General features: G+C 59.5%; 14 protein-coding genes. 6 read left to right on the forward strand and 8 right to left on the reverse strand.

Annotated elements, in window-relative coordinates; translation table 11 throughout:
- Positions 1-139: 139 nt before the first annotated feature.
- The 3 genes from KFS80_RS10530 to KFS80_RS10540 all read left to right on the forward strand — a co-directional run bounded on the left by KFS80_RS10530 (position 140) and on the right by KFS80_RS10540 (position 4,101).
- Positions 140-2,077 (forward strand): RecQ family ATP-dependent DNA helicase, encoded by a 1,938-nt coding sequence (locus tag KFS80_RS10530; protein ID WP_212544762.1) that lies wholly within the window; start codon positions 140-142, stop codon positions 2,075-2,077.
- A gap of 213 nt (positions 2,078-2,290) precedes the next feature.
- Positions 2,291-3,517 (forward strand): 3-hydroxyacyl-CoA dehydrogenase, encoded by a 1,227-nt coding sequence (locus tag KFS80_RS10535; protein ID WP_212544763.1) that lies wholly within the window; start codon positions 2,291-2,293, stop codon positions 3,515-3,517.
- Between the two features lie 149 nt (positions 3,518-3,666).
- Positions 3,667-4,101, forward strand: coding sequence for an acyl-CoA thioesterase (locus tag KFS80_RS10540; protein WP_212544764.1), 435 nt, complete (start codon positions 3,667-3,669; stop codon positions 4,099-4,101).
- 96 nt (positions 4,102-4,197) lie between these two features.
- Here KFS80_RS10540 and KFS80_RS10545 read toward each other — a convergent pair whose 3' ends face one another.
- The 3 genes from KFS80_RS10545 to fdhD all read right to left on the reverse strand — a co-directional run bounded on the left by KFS80_RS10545 (position 4,198) and on the right by fdhD (position 8,156).
- On the reverse strand, positions 4,198-4,680 hold the full coding sequence (locus KFS80_RS10545; RefSeq protein ID WP_053116541.1) for a glycine zipper domain-containing protein: 483 nt from the start codon (positions 4,678-4,680) through the stop codon (positions 4,198-4,200).
- Between the two features lie 291 nt (positions 4,681-4,971).
- A complete protein-coding gene (locus KFS80_RS10550) occupies positions 4,972-7,320 on the reverse strand; it encodes an FdhF/YdeP family oxidoreductase (protein WP_212544765.1) in 2,349 nt (782 codons plus the stop codon).
- Entirely contained in the window at positions 7,317-8,156 is an 840-nt protein-coding gene (gene fdhD, locus KFS80_RS10555; protein ID WP_212544766.1) for a formate dehydrogenase accessory sulfurtransferase FdhD, read from the reverse strand. The genes KFS80_RS10550 and fdhD overlap by 4 nt, the downstream gene beginning before the upstream one ends.
- A 208-nt stretch (positions 8,157-8,364) precedes the next feature.
- Here fdhD and lysM point away from each other — a divergent pair, with 208 nt between their 5' ends.
- A complete protein-coding gene (gene lysM, locus KFS80_RS10560) occupies positions 8,365-8,805 on the forward strand; it encodes a peptidoglycan-binding protein LysM (RefSeq protein WP_053116544.1) in 441 nt (146 codons plus the stop codon).
- A 104-nt stretch (positions 8,806-8,909) separates the two neighbouring features.
- Here the strand turns inward: lysM and yrfG are convergent, their stop codons facing one another.
- A complete protein-coding gene (yrfG, locus tag KFS80_RS10565; RefSeq protein WP_212544767.1) occupies positions 8,910-9,572 on the reverse strand; it encodes a GMP/IMP nucleotidase in 663 nt (220 codons plus the stop codon).
- 89 nt (positions 9,573-9,661) lie between these two features.
- Between yrfG and nudE the strand changes: the two genes are divergently transcribed.
- Positions 9,662-10,228, forward strand: a complete 567-nt coding sequence (gene nudE / locus KFS80_RS10570; RefSeq protein WP_053116546.1) for an ADP compounds hydrolase NudE — start codon at positions 9,662-9,664, stop codon at positions 10,226-10,228.
- A gap of 11 nt (positions 10,229-10,239) precedes the next feature.
- Positions 10,240-11,067, forward strand: coding sequence for a 3'(2'),5'-bisphosphate nucleotidase CysQ (cysQ, locus tag KFS80_RS10575; protein WP_212544768.1), 828 nt, complete (start codon positions 10,240-10,242; stop codon positions 11,065-11,067).
- Between the two features lie 278 nt (positions 11,068-11,345).
- Here the strand turns inward: cysQ and KFS80_RS10580 are convergent, their stop codons facing one another.
- The 4 genes from KFS80_RS10580 to rfbC are packed head-to-tail and all read right to left on the reverse strand — an operon-like array spanning position 11,346 to position 15,575.
- Positions 11,346-11,801: a YiiD C-terminal domain-containing protein gene (locus KFS80_RS10580; RefSeq protein ID WP_212544769.1), complete on the reverse strand. Its 456-nt coding sequence runs from the start codon at positions 11,799-11,801 to the stop codon at positions 11,346-11,348.
- A complete protein-coding gene (locus tag KFS80_RS10585) occupies positions 11,798-13,183 on the reverse strand; it encodes a sigma-54-dependent transcriptional regulator (protein WP_212544770.1) in 1,386 nt (461 codons plus the stop codon). Before KFS80_RS10585 ends, KFS80_RS10580 begins: the two co-directional genes overlap by 4 nt.
- On the reverse strand, positions 13,180-14,988 hold the full coding sequence (locus KFS80_RS10590; protein WP_212544771.1) for a sensor histidine kinase: 1,809 nt from the start codon (positions 14,986-14,988) through the stop codon (positions 13,180-13,182). Before KFS80_RS10590 ends, KFS80_RS10585 begins: the two co-directional genes overlap by 4 nt.
- A gap of 41 nt (positions 14,989-15,029) precedes the next feature.
- Positions 15,030-15,575 (reverse strand): dTDP-4-dehydrorhamnose 3,5-epimerase, encoded by a 546-nt coding sequence (rfbC, locus tag KFS80_RS10595; RefSeq protein WP_212544772.1) that lies wholly within the window; start codon positions 15,573-15,575, stop codon positions 15,030-15,032.
- Positions 15,576-15,637 lie beyond the last annotated feature (62 nt).

Consider the following 15,637-nt stretch of genomic DNA (forward strand, 5'->3'; position numbering starts at 1 on the left):
GGCGGGCGTGCAGGCTGCTCCCACAGAATTTACGTGACCGCTGTATCATTCCGAATCGATTTGGCCCCGACCTTTTCTCGACTCGCTGCGATTGCCCGCTAGGCTGTTGGCATGGCAGCGGTCAAAGGAGTGACAGCGAATGCACAACACCCTGGAACAGGTTTTTGGTTATCCACAGTTTCGTCCCGGACAAGAGGCCGCGATCAGCGCAGTGCTGGCCGGGCGCTCGGCGGCGGCGATTTTTCCCACCGGCTCCGGCAAGTCCCTTTGCTATCAAATATCGGCGTTGTTGCTGCCGCACCTGACGCTGGTGGTCTCGCCATTGCTGGCGCTGATGCAGGATCAATTGGCGTTCCTGCAACGCCACGGCATTTCAGCGGGCAGCATTGATTCTGCGCAGAGCCGCGAAGACGCCAATGACGTGATGGCGCGTGCTCGAACGGGTGAATTGAAGATCCTGATGATCTCGGTTGAGCGCTTGAAGAACGAGCGCTTCCGCAACTTTTTGCAGCAGGTACCGATCTCCTTGCTGGTGGTGGACGAGGCGCACTGTATCTCCGAGTGGGGCCACAATTTCCGTCCCGATTACCTTAAGCTGCCGGACTATCAACGGCAGTTCAACATCCCGCAAACCTTACTGCTGACGGCTACTGCGACGCCGAAAGTCATCGTCGATATGCAGAGCAAATTCGCCATCGCTCCAGAGGATGTGGTGACCACCGGTTTCTACCGGCCCAACCTCAATCTGTTGGTGGAACCGGTGCGCGGTCAGGACAAACGTCGGCGTCTGGTGGAGTGGATGAGTGAGCGCCCGGGGCAGCCCAGCATCGTCTACGTGACCTTGCAGAAAACCGCTGAACACATCGCCGAACACCTTGAGCGCAACGGCATTCAGGCCGAGGCGTATCACGCCGGTTTGCCCCACGATAAGCGTGAAGCGATCCAGAAACGTTTCATGGCCGGGCAGACCAATTGCATCGTCGCGACCATCGCGTTCGGCATGGGCATCGATAAGAGTGATATACGCAATGTGGTGCACTTCGACCTGCCCAAATCCATCGAAAACTACAGTCAGGAAATCGGCCGCGCCGGGCGAGACGGGCTGCCCTCGGACTGTCTGGTGCTGGCCAACCGCGACAGCCTCAACGTGCTGGAAAACTTCGTCTACGGCGATACGCCAGAGCGCGATGGCATTCGTCATGTGCTCGACGAACTGAAGGCTTCGGTGCCGGACGGGCAGTGGGAGTTTTTGCTCGGGCCGTTGGCGGATCAAAGCAACATTCGTTCGTTGCCGCTGAAGACATTATTGGTGCAACTGGAGCTGCGCGGTTTGATCGCGCCGCGCTACGCCTACTACGCCGAGTACCGCTTCAAATACCTGGTGGAACCGGACGCATTGCTCTCGCGTTTCGAGGGTGAGCGCAGGGATTTTGTCGCGGCGATTATTCAGACCTCCAATCGCGCACGAACATGGGCGACGGTGAGTTTCGACGCGATGTACGAACAGTATTCAGCCGAGCGTAATCGCGTGGTGACGGCGCTGGATTATTTTCAGGAGAAGGGCTGGGTCGAGCTTGAAAGCAAGCAGATGACCGAGGTCTACAGCCTGCTGCACAGCGACTTTGACAGTGACGTGTTGTGTGGCGAGTTGCACGATTACTTCACTCGACATGAACAGACCGAAGTGGCGCGGATTCACGCGATGCTTGAGGTTTTCGCCACCGAGCGGTGTTTGGGTTATCGACTGGCCGAGTACTTCGGTGACCACGATGCGCCCGAGCGTTGTGGGCATTGTTCGGTGTGTCATGGGCAGGTTGCACGCTTGCCGGCGCCGCCGGAATTGCCGCCGCTTGTGGATAAAAACTTCGCGGCGCTGTGTGGTGATTTTATCCACAGGCATGAACAACACACGGGCAGCGTTCCGACGGCGGAGCGGTTGACACGGTTTTTGTGCGGGATCAGCGTGCCGCTGTTTACCAAGCTCAAAGCGCGGACGATTCCCGGGTATGCGGCACTGGAGGAATACCCCTACGCCGAAGTCCGTCACTGGACTCAGGCTCACCTCAATCCCTTGTAGGAGCCGAGCTTGCTCGCGAAGAGGCCAGCACATCCCAACAGAGCTGTTTGACCGTTAAATCGCTTTCGCGAGCAAGCTCTGCTCCTACAGGAATCGGGGCAAGCAAGGCTCTATCCATCCGCTGAATGTCGATCATCACGGTAATAAACTTCAAAAAACTTCGTCGGCTGACTATGGTGAGACCAGTCTTTGGATCGCCAACAAGAGAACAATATGAGCCAGACATCCTTCGATATTCAGCAGGCCGCCGTGATCGGCGCGGGCACCATGGGCCGTGGCATCGTCATGTGCCTGGCCAATGCCGGCGTGACAGTGCAGTGGGTAGATAACAACCCACAGATGCTTGAGCAGGCACTCGCCACCGTTGCCGACACTTATGCACACAATGTGCGGCAGGGGCGCATTGATCAGGTCGAGGCTGATGCGCGTATCGCCCGGGTCAGTGCGGCGGCGAATTACGCGGCGATTCGCAATGTCGATCTGGTGATCGAAGCGGTGTACGAGAATCTTGAGCTGAAGCAGAAGATCTTCCGCGAGCTGGATGGCTTGCTGAAGCCTGAAGCGCTATTGGCGAGCAATACCTCGGCACTGGATATCGATGCGATTGCGGCGGCGACAAAACGTCCGGAACAAGTGCTGGGCCTGCATTTCTTCAGCCCGGCGCACATCATGAAACTGCTGGAAATCGTTCGCGGCGCGCAGACCTCACCAGCAGCTCTGGACGCCGCACTGGCTTTGGGCAAGCGCATGGGCAAAGTCAGCGTGGTGTCGGGCAACTGCCATGGTTTTATCGGCAACCGCATGCTGCATCCGTATGTGCTCGAGGCGCGCAAGATGTTGCTTGAAGGCGCTTATCCACAGCAGGTCGATGCCGCGTTGCAAGGTTTCGGTTTCGCCATGGGGCCGTTTCGCATGTACGACGTGGTCGGCATCGATCTGGAATGGCGCGCGCGCGAGTTGGCCGGCAAGGGCCAGGATGCGCCAGAGGTGCAGGTGGATAATCGCTTGTGCGAAATGGGTCGATTCGGGCAGAAGTCCGGTAACGGCTATTACCATTACGAGCCGGGCAGTCGTCAGGCTGAGCATGATCCTGAGGTCGATGCGCTGGTGTTGCAGGTCAGCGAAGGATTGGGCTTTCAGCGCCGTGAGATCGGCCCGGAGGAGATTCTCGAGCGCTCCCTGCTGGCATTGGTCAACGAAGGGGCGAAGATTCTCCAGGAAGGTATTGCCGAGTCTGCCCATGACATTGATCTGGTGTATTTGAATGGCTACGGCTTCCCGGCGGATAAGGGCGGGCCGATGGCCTGGGCGGATCAGCAGGGGCTGGCGGATATTCATCAGCGGCTGTTGGCGCTGGAGACGCGGCAGGGCGATCAATGGAAACCGGCGCGGTTGATTGGTGAGTTGGCGGCGCAGGGGAAGGGGTTTGCTGATCGCTGAGTGATTGGGTGCTTGGGGTGACGGTTTCGCGAGCAGGCTCGCTCCCACATTTGGAATGCGTTCCGAATGTGGGAGCGGGCTTGCTCGCGAAGGCCGCGCCACGGATTTAAATTAGACTCGCAACAAATACCTTCAGGAATCGTTGATCAATGTCCAACCCGATGCCTCAACGCACCGACTACCCGCACTTCCAGCCCATCACCACACGCTGGCACGACAACGACGCCTACGGTCACGTCAACAACGTCACCTACTACAGCTTCTTCGACACAGCCGTGAACACATACCTGATCCATGTCGGTGGTCTGGATATCCATGACGGGGAAGTGGTGGGTTTCGTGGTCAGCTCGGCATGCGATTACTTCGCGTCGATCGCGTTCCCGGATCTGATCGAGATCGGATTGCGGGTTGGCAAATTGGGCAACAGCTCGGTGCAATACGAACTGGCGGTGTTCAAGGTCGGCGAAAGCGAGGCCTGTGCGGCCGGGCGTTTCGTGCATGTGTTCGTGGATCGGGCGAGCAATCAGCCGGTGCCGATTCCGGGCGAATTGCGTCAGGCGCTGGAACGTCTGGTGGTGGGATAAAGCAAAAAGATCGCAGCCTGCGGCAGTTCCTACATTGATCTGTGTAGGAGCTGCCGCAGGCTGCGATCTTTTGATCTACTTGCCGCCGATCAGCAATCAGCGGTGGCGATAATACTTGTGATGCTTGCGATGGCCATAGGCATGGCCCCGACCACGGTGGTCGTCGCGGTAGTAGCGACGGTTATCACGACCGCGATCGTAATGACGATCATCGTCATCGCTCTTGTTGCCCATGTAGTTACCCAACGCACCACCGGCACCGCCACCTGCGGCCGAACCGATCAGGCTACCAGTGCTGCCGCCGAGGCTGCGACCGACCACGTTACCGCCAGCAGCGCCCAACGCACCGCCAATGGCGGCTTCGCCACGGCTGCGTTTGTCGGCGCCGACTGCGCTACCACCCGCGCCGCCCAAGGCTGCGCCAATGGTGGAACCTGTATTGCCGCCTAAAGACTGACCGACGACCGAGCCAAGAACCCCGCCCAATGCGCCGCCAACACCTGCTTCGGTGGTGCCGCCTGCCGACGCAAAACCACTGACCAGGCCAAGGGACAACAAGAGAATCTGGGAGAACTTCATAGAGGAGCCTCAAAGGGATGACGGCGCCGATCCTGAGGCTGTGTAACAAGCGTGACAATCGAAATCCGACGAATAGCACGACTTGTATACAATTTCGCAAGTTACTGTTTTGTATACGGAACTTATCTGTTTTTTGCCGGTCTTTAACTACTTCGGACAGGCCGCTTTTGTAAAAAAGCGGCCTTTTTTTTGGGCGTTAGAAAGGCAAAAAACGAAAAGATCGGAGCCTTCGGCAGCTCCTACACCGATCCCTGTAGGAGCTGCCGAAGGCTGCGATCTTTTGATCTTGTGTTAAGCCGACTTGGCCATGATCAACCCCGTCTCACTCGCCGCTTCCAACCGGATCGCGATGAACTTCGACGTCGGCGTATGGCTGCCATCCCCGGTGCTCTCCAGCGGCACCAACGGATTCACCTCCGGATAATAAGCCGCCGCCTGCCCCGCCGGAATATCAAACGCCAGCAAGGTAAAACCCTTCACCCGACGCTCACGACCATCGTCCCACAGTGACACGATGTCAGCCTTCTGCCCCGGCCGGAAGCCCAGACGAATGATGTCCGCCTCGTTGGCGAACAACACATCACGCTGACCCTTCACTCCACGATAACGATCGTCGAGCCCATAAATCGTCGTGTTGTACTGATCGTGAGAACGCATCGATTGCAGGATCAGATCCGGCAGTTGTCCAGTCGCACGAGTGCGTTCGTGCACCAGATCTTTCGGCAGCATGTTCGCGCGGAAATTGGCGCGGCCCGACGGCGTGTTCCACTTGCGCGCACCAGCGCTGTTGCCAAGGTAGAAACCGCCCGGGTTTTTGACCTTCTCGTTGAATTCCTTGAAGCCCGGAATGGTGTCGGCGATCAGTTCGCGAATGCGCGCGTAATCGGCCACCAGCCAATTCCAGTCCACCGGTTTGCTGCCCAGCGTAGCGGCGGCGATGCCGGCGATGATCGACGGCTCAGAGCGCATCTGGTTCGACAGCGGCTGCAATTGGCCGTTGGAGGCGTGAACCATGCTGAACGAGTCTTCCACGGTGACCGCTTGCGGGCCTTCAGTCTGGATGTCGATGTCGGTGCGACCGAGGCAAGGCAGGATCAGCGCATCTTTACCGTGAACCAAGTGACTGCGGTTGAGCTTGGTGCTGATCTGCACGGTCAGGTCGCAATTGCTCAGCGCTTCGAAAGTGCGTGGGCTGTCCGGTGTGGCTTGAGCGAAGTTGCCGCCCAGACCGATAAAGACTTTTGCGCGACCTTCGGCCATCGCATGGATCGCCTCGACCACGTTATGGCCGTTGTGACGCGGCACCTTGAACTGGAAGCGCCGCTCCAGCGAATCGAGGAACGCCACCGGCGGACGCTCGTTGATGCCCATCGTGCGGTCGCCCTGCACATTACTGTGACCGCGCACCGGGCACAGACCGGCGCCCGGTTTGCCGATGTTGCCGCGCAGCAGCATCAGGTTGGCGATTTCCTGAATGGTCGGCACCGAATGGCGGTGCTGGGTGATGCCCATCGCCCAGCACATGATTACGTTTTTGCCTCTGGCGTACATGCGAGCGGCTTGCTCGATGTCCACGAGGGTCAGGCCGGACTGTTCGACGATTTGTTCCCACGGTGTGTCATCAACGACACCGAGATACTCCAGCACATTGGCGCTATGAGCATTGAGGAAGTCGTGATCGAACACCGCTGGCGCGCCAGCCTTCTGCGCATCGCGTTCCCATTGCAGGAGGAATTTGGCCATGCCGCGCAACAGCGCCATGTCGCCGCCGAGTGCCGGACGGAAGTAGGCGGTGTTGGTCGGCTTGTCGCCGTTGGTGAGCATTTCGATCGGGTGCTGCGGGTGCTGGAAACGTTCCAGGCCACGCTCTTTCAGCGGGTTGACGCACACCACTTGCGCGCCGCGTTTCACCGCTTCACGCAACGGTTCGAGCATGCGTGGGTGATTGGTGCCGGGGTTCTGGCCCCAGACGAAAATCGCATCGGCGTGTTCGAAATCATCGAAGGTCACGGTGCCTTTGCCGACGCCGACACTTTGCGCCAACGCCACACCGCTGGCCTCGTGGCACATGTTCGAGCAGTCAGGGAAATTGTTGGTACCGAAGGCGCGCACGAACAACTGGTACAAATAAGCCGCTTCGTTGCTCGCGCGGCCCGAGGTGTAAAATTCGGCCAGATCCGGGCTCGGCAGACTCTGCAGGTGTTTGGCGATCAGCGCGTAGGCGTCGTCCCAATTGATCGGTTTGTAGCGATCGGTTTCGGCATCGTAGACCATCGGCTCGGTCAGACGACCCTGATATTCCAGCCAGTAGTCGCTCTGCTCCAGCAACGAAGTGACGCTGTGTTTGGCGAAGAACTTGGCGTCGACACGACGCTTGGTCGCTTCCCAGTTCACCGCTTTCGCGCCGTTCTCGCAGAACTTGACCATGCCGCTTTCCGGCGAATCGCCCCACGCGCAACCCGGGCAGTCGAAGCCGCCGTTCTGGTTGGTCTTGAGCATCATGCGCAAGTTTTTCAGGGCGTTGTCGCTGGTCAACCAGGCCTGAGCCACACTGATCAGCGCTCCCCAGCCCCCGGCTGCGCCTTTGTAAGGCTTGTAGCGCGGGACGGGTTTCTGGTCGGCTTGATGATGTTGGCTCACGCTTGATTCTCCATCGCGGGGCTATACACCCGCGGCGCACTTTTCTGCGGCAGGTGGATGAGATTGAGGTTGTGTCGACGGGCCCATTGCACGGCAAGGCCTGTAGGTGCGGACAGGCTGACCAGGGTCTGGATGCCGGCACGCAACACTTTCTGGATCAATTCGAGGCTGCAGCGGCTGGTGACAATTGCCAGTCCGCCTTCGGTGGATATCTTCTGGCGGATCAGTCCGCCGATCAGTTTGTCGAGCGCGTTGTGCCGGCCAATGTCTTCGCGACCGAGCAGCAGTTCGCCGCTGGCGTTCATGAACACCGCCGCGTGTACCGCGCCGCAGTACTGGCCCAAAGGCTGAAACGCACTGATGCGCTGACGCAAACCATCAAGCCATTCAATCGGTGGCAACGGCGCTCCGGGTAGCACTTTCAGATCGGGCAAGGCCTGTTCAACGGCTTCGACGCCACACAATCCGCAACCACTGGTGCCAGCCATTTGCCGACGTTGCTGCTTGAGGTTCCAGAAGGCGCGGTTGGCGATGGTCACTTGCGCGTATTGCGCCGAGCCGGCGCCGGTCAGTTGCAGGTCATAGATGTCGGTCGCGTCTTCGATGATGCCGCTGCCGAGGCTGAAGCCGACGATGAAGTCTTCCAGGTCAGTCGGCGTCACCAGCATCACGGCTTGGCTGATGCCGTTGTAGGCGATCGCCAACGCGACTTCCTCGGCGAGCGCAGTGCTCGCCGACTCTTCACGGGGAAGATCGCTGTAGCTGTAGGTCTGGCTGGCGGCAGGCGCGGGCGTTTCGAGTGCAGGCGCCGCGCAAGTTGGGCGCTTGGCGTTCATGGCATCACCGACGGTTTGATCAACGTTAAGACTAGGCGCGTCAAGTTGTCGCGTCTAATCGCTACTGTCGATGTATTGATAGATGGCGTCGATCAAGGGGCCTTTTCCGTACGCATACGGTTACAGAGTCATTGGTCGGCTCGGAACCGGGTTTGCCTGACGTGGTCTAGGCTTGGGCATCTGGAACCCAAATCAAGGAGTGTGCGCTATGAGTCTTTTGAGCTTTGTGAAAGAAGCGGGAGAGAAGCTGCTGGATCTGCTGACCCCCGGTAACGCCAATGCCAGTGAGCAATTGAAGGATCACATCAATAAGGTCGGGCTGGGCAATCCGAATGTGCAGGCAACGGTAGACGGCGACAAAGTCACCGTGACCGGTGAGGTAGCGAGCCAGGAAGAGAAAGAAAAAATCCTGCTGGCTGTTGGCAACATTGCCGGTGTTGGCAGTGTTGATGATCAGATCACCGTGAGCGGCCCGGTTGTGACGGCTGCGCAGTTTGTTGTGGTCAAGTCGGGCGACACCCTCAGCGCGATTTCACTGCGCGTGTACGGTGATGCCAACAAGTATCAAAAGATTTTCGATGCCAACAAACCGATGCTCAAGGATGTGAACAAAATCTATCCGGGTCAGACACTGCGTATTCCTGAGTAATCCGCAAACCCTGTAGGAGCTGCCGCAGGCCGCGATCTTTTGATCTTGTTTTTTAACAAATCAAAGTCAAAAGATCGCAGCCTGCGGCAGCTCCTACAGTGGGGTCACAGGCCTGAGATGAGGTCGCGGTAGTCTTCGACTGCCGCGAATTCGGCCGTGTCCTTCGGGCCTTTGCGGCTGTCGGGTTGTTTGACTGCCAGCAAGTGCGCCACCCCAAAATCCCGCGCACTGCGCAGAATCGGCAAGGTGTCGTCGATGAACAGACTGCGTGCCGGATCAAAACCGATATCTGCCTGCAACGCGTCCCAGAACTGCGGGTTTTCCTTGGGGAAACCGTAATCATGCGAGCTGATCAGCCGCTCGAAGTACGGCGCCAGTTCAATCCGTTCCAGCTTCAGCGACAATGAGTCACGGTGGGCGTTGGTGATCATGATCACCCGTTTACCGGCGCGTTTTATTGCTTCCAGAAAAGTATCCGCATCAGGACGCAAAGCGATCAGGTGCGCGGTTTCCTGTTTCAACTCACGCACTGACAGCTTCAGTTCGCTGCTCCAGAAATCCAGGCAATACCACTGCAACTGACCGGCATGGCGTTCGAACAGTGGCTGCAATTCCATCTCGGCCATTGCGCGGCTGACCCCGTGCAGTTCGGCGTAGCGCTGGGGCAGGTGTTCCAGCCAGAAATGGTTGTCGAAGTGCAGATCCAGCAGCGTGCCGTCCATGTCCAGCAGGACGGTATCGATGTCGGACCAGGGTAAAGAGGGCATGGCAACGTCTCGAAACGGTAGAAAGATATCCGACGTAAACAATCGGGAAAGCCGCGTTATAGTAGCGCGTTCACGCCAAGGAGCTTTGCATGCGCCAGAAACCTACCGTACTCGCCCGCGAGATCGTCGCCACCAGTCGTCTGTTTTGCGTCGAAGAACTCAAGCTGCGTTTTTCCAATGGCGTGGAGCGCACCTACGAGCGGCTGGTCGGCAAGGGCGCCGGCTATGGCGCGGTAATGATCGTGGCAATGCTCGATGCCGAGCACGCGGTGCTGATCGAGGAATACTGCGGCGGAACTGACGAGTACGAATTGTCGCTGCCCAAAGGTTTGATCGAGCCGGGCGAAGACGTACTGGCGGCGGCTGAACGTGAGCTCAAGGAAGAAGCCGGGTTTGGCGCGCGGCAACTGGAACATCTGACCGAGCTGTCGCTGTCGCCCGGTTACATGAGCCAGAAGATTCAGGTGGTGCTGGCCACCGATCTCTACGAAGAGCGGCTGGAGGGCGACGAGCCCGAGCCGATGCGGGTCGACAAGGTCAATCTGCGTGATCTGTCGGCGCTGGCGCAAAATCCGCAATTCTCCGAAGGCCGCGCATTGGCGGCGCTGTATCTGACCCGTGACTTGCTGACGCAGCGTGGGTTCTTTCAGTCGTGAGTGACCTGTCGATGAATTTCCCCCATCCGTTGATGGCGCCAGTGGTTGAACTGGCATTGCAGGCCGGCGAAGCGATTTTGCCGTTCTGGCGCGCAGGCGTTGAAGTCACCGCCAAGGCCGATGATTCACCGGTGACGGCGGCGGATCTGGCGGCGCACCATTTGATTCTGGCCGGGCTGACCGCGCTGGATCCGAGTATTCCGGTGCTGTCTGAAGAAGACGCGAACATTCCTCAAAACGTACGTGCCGGATGGACGCGCTGGTGGTTGGTGGATCCGCTGGATGGCACCAAAGAATTTATCAGCGGCAGTGAAGAATTTACCGTGAACATTGCGCTGATCGAGAACGGTCGGGTGGTGTTTGGCGTGGTGTCGATGCCGACCAATGGTCGCTTTTACGTCGGTGGCGCGGGGCTTGGCGCGTGGCGTTGCGACAAGGGCGGCGCACCGGTTTCGATTCAGGTGCGGGATGTGCCCGAGCCGGGTGAAGCGTTTACGGTGGTGGCAAGTCGTCGGCATTCCAGTCCTGAGCAGGAGCGTTTGCTGGCGGGCTTGAGCGCCAGCCTCGGTGAACTGCAGTTGGCGAACATCGGCAGCTCGCTGAAGTTTTGCCTGCTGGCGGAAGGGGCTGCCGATTGCTATCCGCGACTGGCGCCGACTTCGCAGTGGGACACGGCGGCGGCGCAGGGTGTGCTGGAAGGGGCGGGGGGCGAGGTACTGGATTTACGCGGTGAGGCGTTTTGTTATCCGGCGCGGGAATCGCTGTTGAACGAATTCTTTTTAGCGCTGCCGGCGAAGGCTGCATGGCGGGCGAGGTTGTTGGAGTTGGCGCGGGGTTAAGTGAGCTGATCCAGAATCCCCCTCACCCCAACCCTCTCCCCCAGGAGAGGGAGCCGATCTTTATGCAGTTCAAACCTGAGTTCGACTCGATATCTCAGGTCGACGGATTCCGCTACAACGCCTCGGTCAGTCCCCTCTCCTTCAGGAGAGGGAGCTGATATTTATGCAGTTCAAAACCTGAGTTCGACTCGATATCTCAGGTCGATGCAAATCGAGAGAACAACCCGGTCAGTCCCCTCTCCCCCCGGGAGAGGGTTAGGGTGAGGGGCTTTTGATCGTCAGCGGTGCAACACGTATTGCCCACTAAACGTCACCGCATCGACTTCACTCCCGACATTGACGATCCGCGTCTGCAACACCAACCGCGCCCGCCCATACCGCTGATACATCGCCAAAAACTTCTTCCACGCCCGCTCATCAGGCGTCGGGCAAATCACCGTGGCATCCCCCGTCACCGGCAGCGGATAACTGATCTGCCCTTCCTGAATCACGATGTGCCCATCGGTGATCCCTTCTTCTTTCAAACGTAAATGCAACCAGCCCCAGCCGGCCAGCACCGCGCCGCAGTAGAGACTGCCGCCGAACATGGTGCTCTTGTGGTTGACGTTGGGATCGAGCGGCAAATACAAGCTCAATTGCTGCTCGCGCCAGTCGAGCACCCGCAGGCCCATGTCGCGGGTCAGCGGAATGTCGTGATGAAGCACCGACTCCAGATAACGACTGTCTGTGCTCATTCGTTTTCATCCCCGTGACTGCTGTCGCCGAAGTTCAGACCGTGCTTGCGCAGTTTGTCGTGCAAGGTCTTGCGCGGAACGCCCAGTGCTTCGGCGAGGCTGCGCACCGAGCTGTGCGAGCGCGCCAGTTCGGCAGCAATCAGCGATTTTTCGAAGTGTTCCACTTGTTCGCTTAGCCCGCCTTCGACAACTGCAACAGTCACACCGTCGACACCTTCAACAGCACTGTTATCCAGCGCCAGTTCCAGACCGAGGGCAAAGCGTTCTGCGGCGTTCTGCAATTCGCGCACGTTGCCAGGCCAGGTGTGGCGCAGCAGCAAGGCGCGCTGCGCCGGTTGCAGTTCGTGAGGTGGCAAACCGTGGCGGGCACTGGCTTCGTCGGCGTAATGCTGGAACAGCATCAGCGCATCTTCGCCACGTTCGCGCAGCGGCGGAATGCGCAGCGGCGCGACGTTGAGGCGGTAGTACAAGTCGGCGCGGAAACGCCCCTGATCAGCGGCCTGACGCAAGTCTTCCTTGGTCGCGGCGATGACGCGGATGTCCAGCGGGATCAACTGATTGCCACCGAGTCGCTCGACCACACGCTCCTGGAGCATGCGCAGCAATTTCACCTGCACGTCCATGCTCATGCTTTCGATTTCATCGAGAAACAGCGTGCCACCATTGGCGAATTCGAACTTGCCGATTCGGCGTTTCTGCGCGCCAGTGAAGGCGCCCGGTTCGTGGCCGAACAGTTCGCTTTCGACCACGGACTCGGCCAATGCGCCGGCGTTGATCGCCACAAACGGCCCGTTGCGTCGGCTCGACAGATCATGCAGCGCGCGGGCGACGACCTCTTTGCCAGCGCCAGTTTCACCGAGGATCAGCACGTCAGCCTTGGTCGCCGCCAGTGCGCCAATTTGCTCACGCAGGCGCAGCATCGGCGCCGATTGGCCGACCAGTCGCGCGCTCAATTCATTGCGATCACTGAGGGCCAGACGCAGGCTGCGGTTATCCAGCACCAGTCGGCGCAGGGCCAGCGCGCGGCGCACGCTGTCGAGCAGCGCATCACTGGCGAAGGGTTTTTCGAGAAAGTCATAAGCGCCGGCGCGCATCGCTTGCACCGCCAGCGGCACATCGCCGTGGCCGGTGATCAGCAGCACTGGCAATTCCGGATCCTGAGCGTGCAGTTCGCTGAGCAGTTCCAGCCCGTCCATGCCCGGCATGCGAATGTCGCTGACCACCACGCCGGGCCAGTCACGCTCAAGTTGTGCGGCGAGGCCTTTGGCTTCGGACAGCGGTAGGATTTTCAGGCCGGCCAGATCCAGAGTCTGGCCGAGGGCCTGACGCAGGTGCGGATCGTCGTCGATCAACACCACCTGAATGCGATTGTCGATGGTCATGCACTTCGATCCTCGGACGGTTGCAGGCTGACCCCGGGCGCACCGGCGCGCAGCCGCAGGGTGATCAAGGCGCCGCCTTGCTTGTGGTTGGCGAACGACAGTTCACCGCCGAAGGCGCGCATCAGGGTTTCGCAAATGGCCAAACCCAGACCAAGCCCCTGCGTGCGGGTCTTGGTGGTATAGAACGGCTCGCTGGCGCGGCCGAGGGCTTCCATGCAAAAGCCCGGGCCGTTGTCGCGAATGTACAGATTGACGCCCTCGGCGGTGGATTCGGCACTCAGCCACAATTTGCGCGGCGGGCCTTTTTCGGTGAGCGCATCGAGGGCGTTTGCCAGCAGATTGCCGAGCACTTGACGCAGTCGCGTTTCCCCAGCCTCGACCCATAACGTGGCGGCGGGCAAATCACGGATCAGCTCGACTTCCATGCTGCGCCGACGTTTGGCCAGCAGTGCCAGCGCATCGTCCAGTGCCGGTTGCAGGGCGACGCTTTCCGGAGCATGACGATCGCGGCGGGCGAAGGCGCGCAGGTGGGCGATGATCGAAGCCATGCGTCCGGTCAGTTCGCTGATCAATTTGAGGTTGCCGCGCGCGTCGTCGGTGCGCTGATGATCGAGCAGCACTTCGGCGTTTTCCGCGTAGCTGCGGATCGCCGCCAGCGGCTGATTGAGTTCGTGACTGATGCTCGCCGACATCGTCCCCAGCGCCGACAGTTTGCCGGCCTGCACCAGATCGTCCTGGGCGCGCACCAGTTCCTGCTGTGCCTGCTCGCGTTCCAGCACTTCCTGTTTCAGGCGCCGGTTGAGGCCTTCGAGGTCGCTGGTACGTTCGGCAACACGACCTTCGAGTTCGCGGCGCGCCTTGGCTTCGAAAGCGATGCGCTCCAGATAATGACGGCGACGCTGCATCATCAAACCGAGCAGCAACATCACCACCAGCAACGTGGCGCCACCGATGGCTACGACCGTGCGCACCGGGCGATCGATCAACGTGCGTGGCGCGAGAATGCTGACACTCCAGCCGGTTTCGGCGATGTCGTGGGTCTGGATCAGCCAGGCAGTGGGGCTGAGGTTCAGCGGTCGAGGCTCGCGGGTTGGATAAGGCTGGATCGCTGTGATCGCAGAGCGTTCGGCTTCGCTCAACTCGCGGGTCGAGCGGAAACGCCATTCCGGGCGCGAGGTGAGAATGACCACGCCGTTGTGGTCAGTCACCAGCAGTTGTTCCGGGGTTTTGCCCCAAAGACTTTCGGTGTGATCGAGATCGACCTTGATCACCAGCACGCCGATGATTTTTTCGCCGTTGCGCACGGCGGCGGCGAAGAAATAGCCGCGTTTGGCTGACGTGGTACCGAGTCCGAAAAAGCGCCCGAGACGCCCGGCCATCGCTTCACTGAAATACGGACGGAAGGAGAAATTACGGCCGACGAAGCTATCGTGTTTGTCCCAGTTGGAGGCCGCCAGCGTCTGCCCGCCGGTGTCCATAAGGTACATGACCTCGGCGCCGGTTTGCGCGGCGATATTTTTCAGCAGGCGATTGGCGTTGCCTTGGGTGACACTGTCATCTGGCGCGCCGAGTACAGAGCGCAGGGCCGGCAGGTCGCCGAGAATTTGTGGCAACACTTCGTAACGGTGCAGCGTGCCCAGCAGGTTAGCGACGTAGAGGTCGAGGGTCTGGCGATTCTGGCCGGCCAGTTCGCTACGGTAATACCGCTCGGCGAGATGTTCCAGCGGCCACAACAGCGGCGCCAGACACAGCGCCAGCAACGCAAGGCTGCGCCAGCGGGGTCTGCGGGGAAGGGTTGGTTTCATGCCGAATGCGCCTGTGGGGAACAGGCGCATTATGCCTAGGCTCAGGCGAAGACGTCAGCGTCCTTGAGCAACGCGGCAGCCTGATCCTTGGCTGAAAGTTTCGGCGCTTCGTCCAGTTGCCAGTCGATGCCCAGATCCGGGTCATCCCAGCGAATGCTGCGCTCGGCCGACGGCGTGTAGTAGTCGGTGGTCTTGTAGAGGAATTCTGCGAACTCGCTCAGTACTACGAAACCATGGGCGAAACCCTCTGGTACCCACAGTTGACGGTGGTTGTCGGCAGACAGACGCACCGCTACCCACTTGCCAAAATTTGGCGAGCTACGGCGAATGTCCACAGCCACGTCCAGCACTTCACCGACGGTGACGCGAACCAGTTTGCCCTGGGTGTTTTCCAGTTGGTAATGCAGACCCCGAAGTACGCCTTTCTGCGAGCGCGAGTGGTTATCCTGGACAAATTGTGTGTCCAGACCGGTTGCGTCCTGGAACGCCTTCGCATTGAAGCTCTCGTAGAAGAAGCCGCGCTCGTCACCAAAAACCTTGGGTTCGATGATCAGAACACCGGGCAGATCGGTGGTGATGACATTCATGTGAATTTTCCAGTGATGGGTGTGAATGGTCGACATTCTTGCGCAAAGTGCCCGACGGCGCG

It is taken from the genome of Pseudomonas rustica, from assembly GCF_018336155.1.
GTDB classification, from domain to species: domain Bacteria; phylum Pseudomonadota; class Gammaproteobacteria; order Pseudomonadales; family Pseudomonadaceae; genus Aquipseudomonas; species Aquipseudomonas rustica.

What these genes read in the sequence shown, in the direction of transcription:
- KFS80_RS10530 (WP_212544762.1), top strand. Translation starts at nt 140, where the DNA reads ATGCACAACACCCTGGAACAGGTTTTTGGTTATCCACAGTTTCGTCCC.
- KFS80_RS10535 (WP_212544763.1), top strand. Translation starts at nt 2,291, where the DNA reads ATGAGCCAGACATCCTTCGATATTCAGCAGGCCGCCGTGATCGGCGCG.
- KFS80_RS10540 (WP_212544764.1), top strand. Translation starts at nt 3,667, where the DNA reads ATGTCCAACCCGATGCCTCAACGCACCGACTACCCGCACTTCCAGCCC.
- KFS80_RS10545 (WP_053116541.1), bottom strand. Translation starts at nt 4,680, where the DNA reads ATGAAGTTCTCCCAGATTCTCTTGTTGTCCCTTGGCCTGGTCAGTGGT.
- fdhD (WP_212544766.1), bottom strand. Translation starts at nt 8,156, where the DNA reads ATGAACGCCAAGCGCCCAACTTGCGCGGCGCCTGCACTCGAAACGCCC.
- lysM (WP_053116544.1), top strand. Translation starts at nt 8,365, where the DNA reads ATGAGTCTTTTGAGCTTTGTGAAAGAAGCGGGAGAGAAGCTGCTGGAT.
- yrfG (WP_212544767.1), bottom strand. Translation starts at nt 9,572, where the DNA reads ATGCCCTCTTTACCCTGGTCCGACATCGATACCGTCCTGCTGGACATG.
- nudE (WP_053116546.1), top strand. Translation starts at nt 9,662, where the DNA reads ATGCGCCAGAAACCTACCGTACTCGCCCGCGAGATCGTCGCCACCAGT.
- cysQ (WP_212544768.1), top strand. Translation starts at nt 10,240, where the DNA reads ATGAATTTCCCCCATCCGTTGATGGCGCCAGTGGTTGAACTGGCATTG.
- KFS80_RS10580 (WP_212544769.1), bottom strand. Translation starts at nt 11,801, where the DNA reads ATGAGCACAGACAGTCGTTATCTGGAGTCGGTGCTTCATCACGACATT.
- KFS80_RS10585 (WP_212544770.1), bottom strand. Translation starts at nt 13,183, where the DNA reads ATGACCATCGACAATCGCATTCAGGTGGTGTTGATCGACGACGATCCG.
- KFS80_RS10590 (WP_212544771.1), bottom strand. Translation starts at nt 14,988, where the DNA reads ATGAAACCAACCCTTCCCCGCAGACCCCGCTGGCGCAGCCTTGCGTTG.
- rfbC (WP_212544772.1), bottom strand. Translation starts at nt 15,575, where the DNA reads ATGAATGTCATCACCACCGATCTGCCCGGTGTTCTGATCATCGAACCC.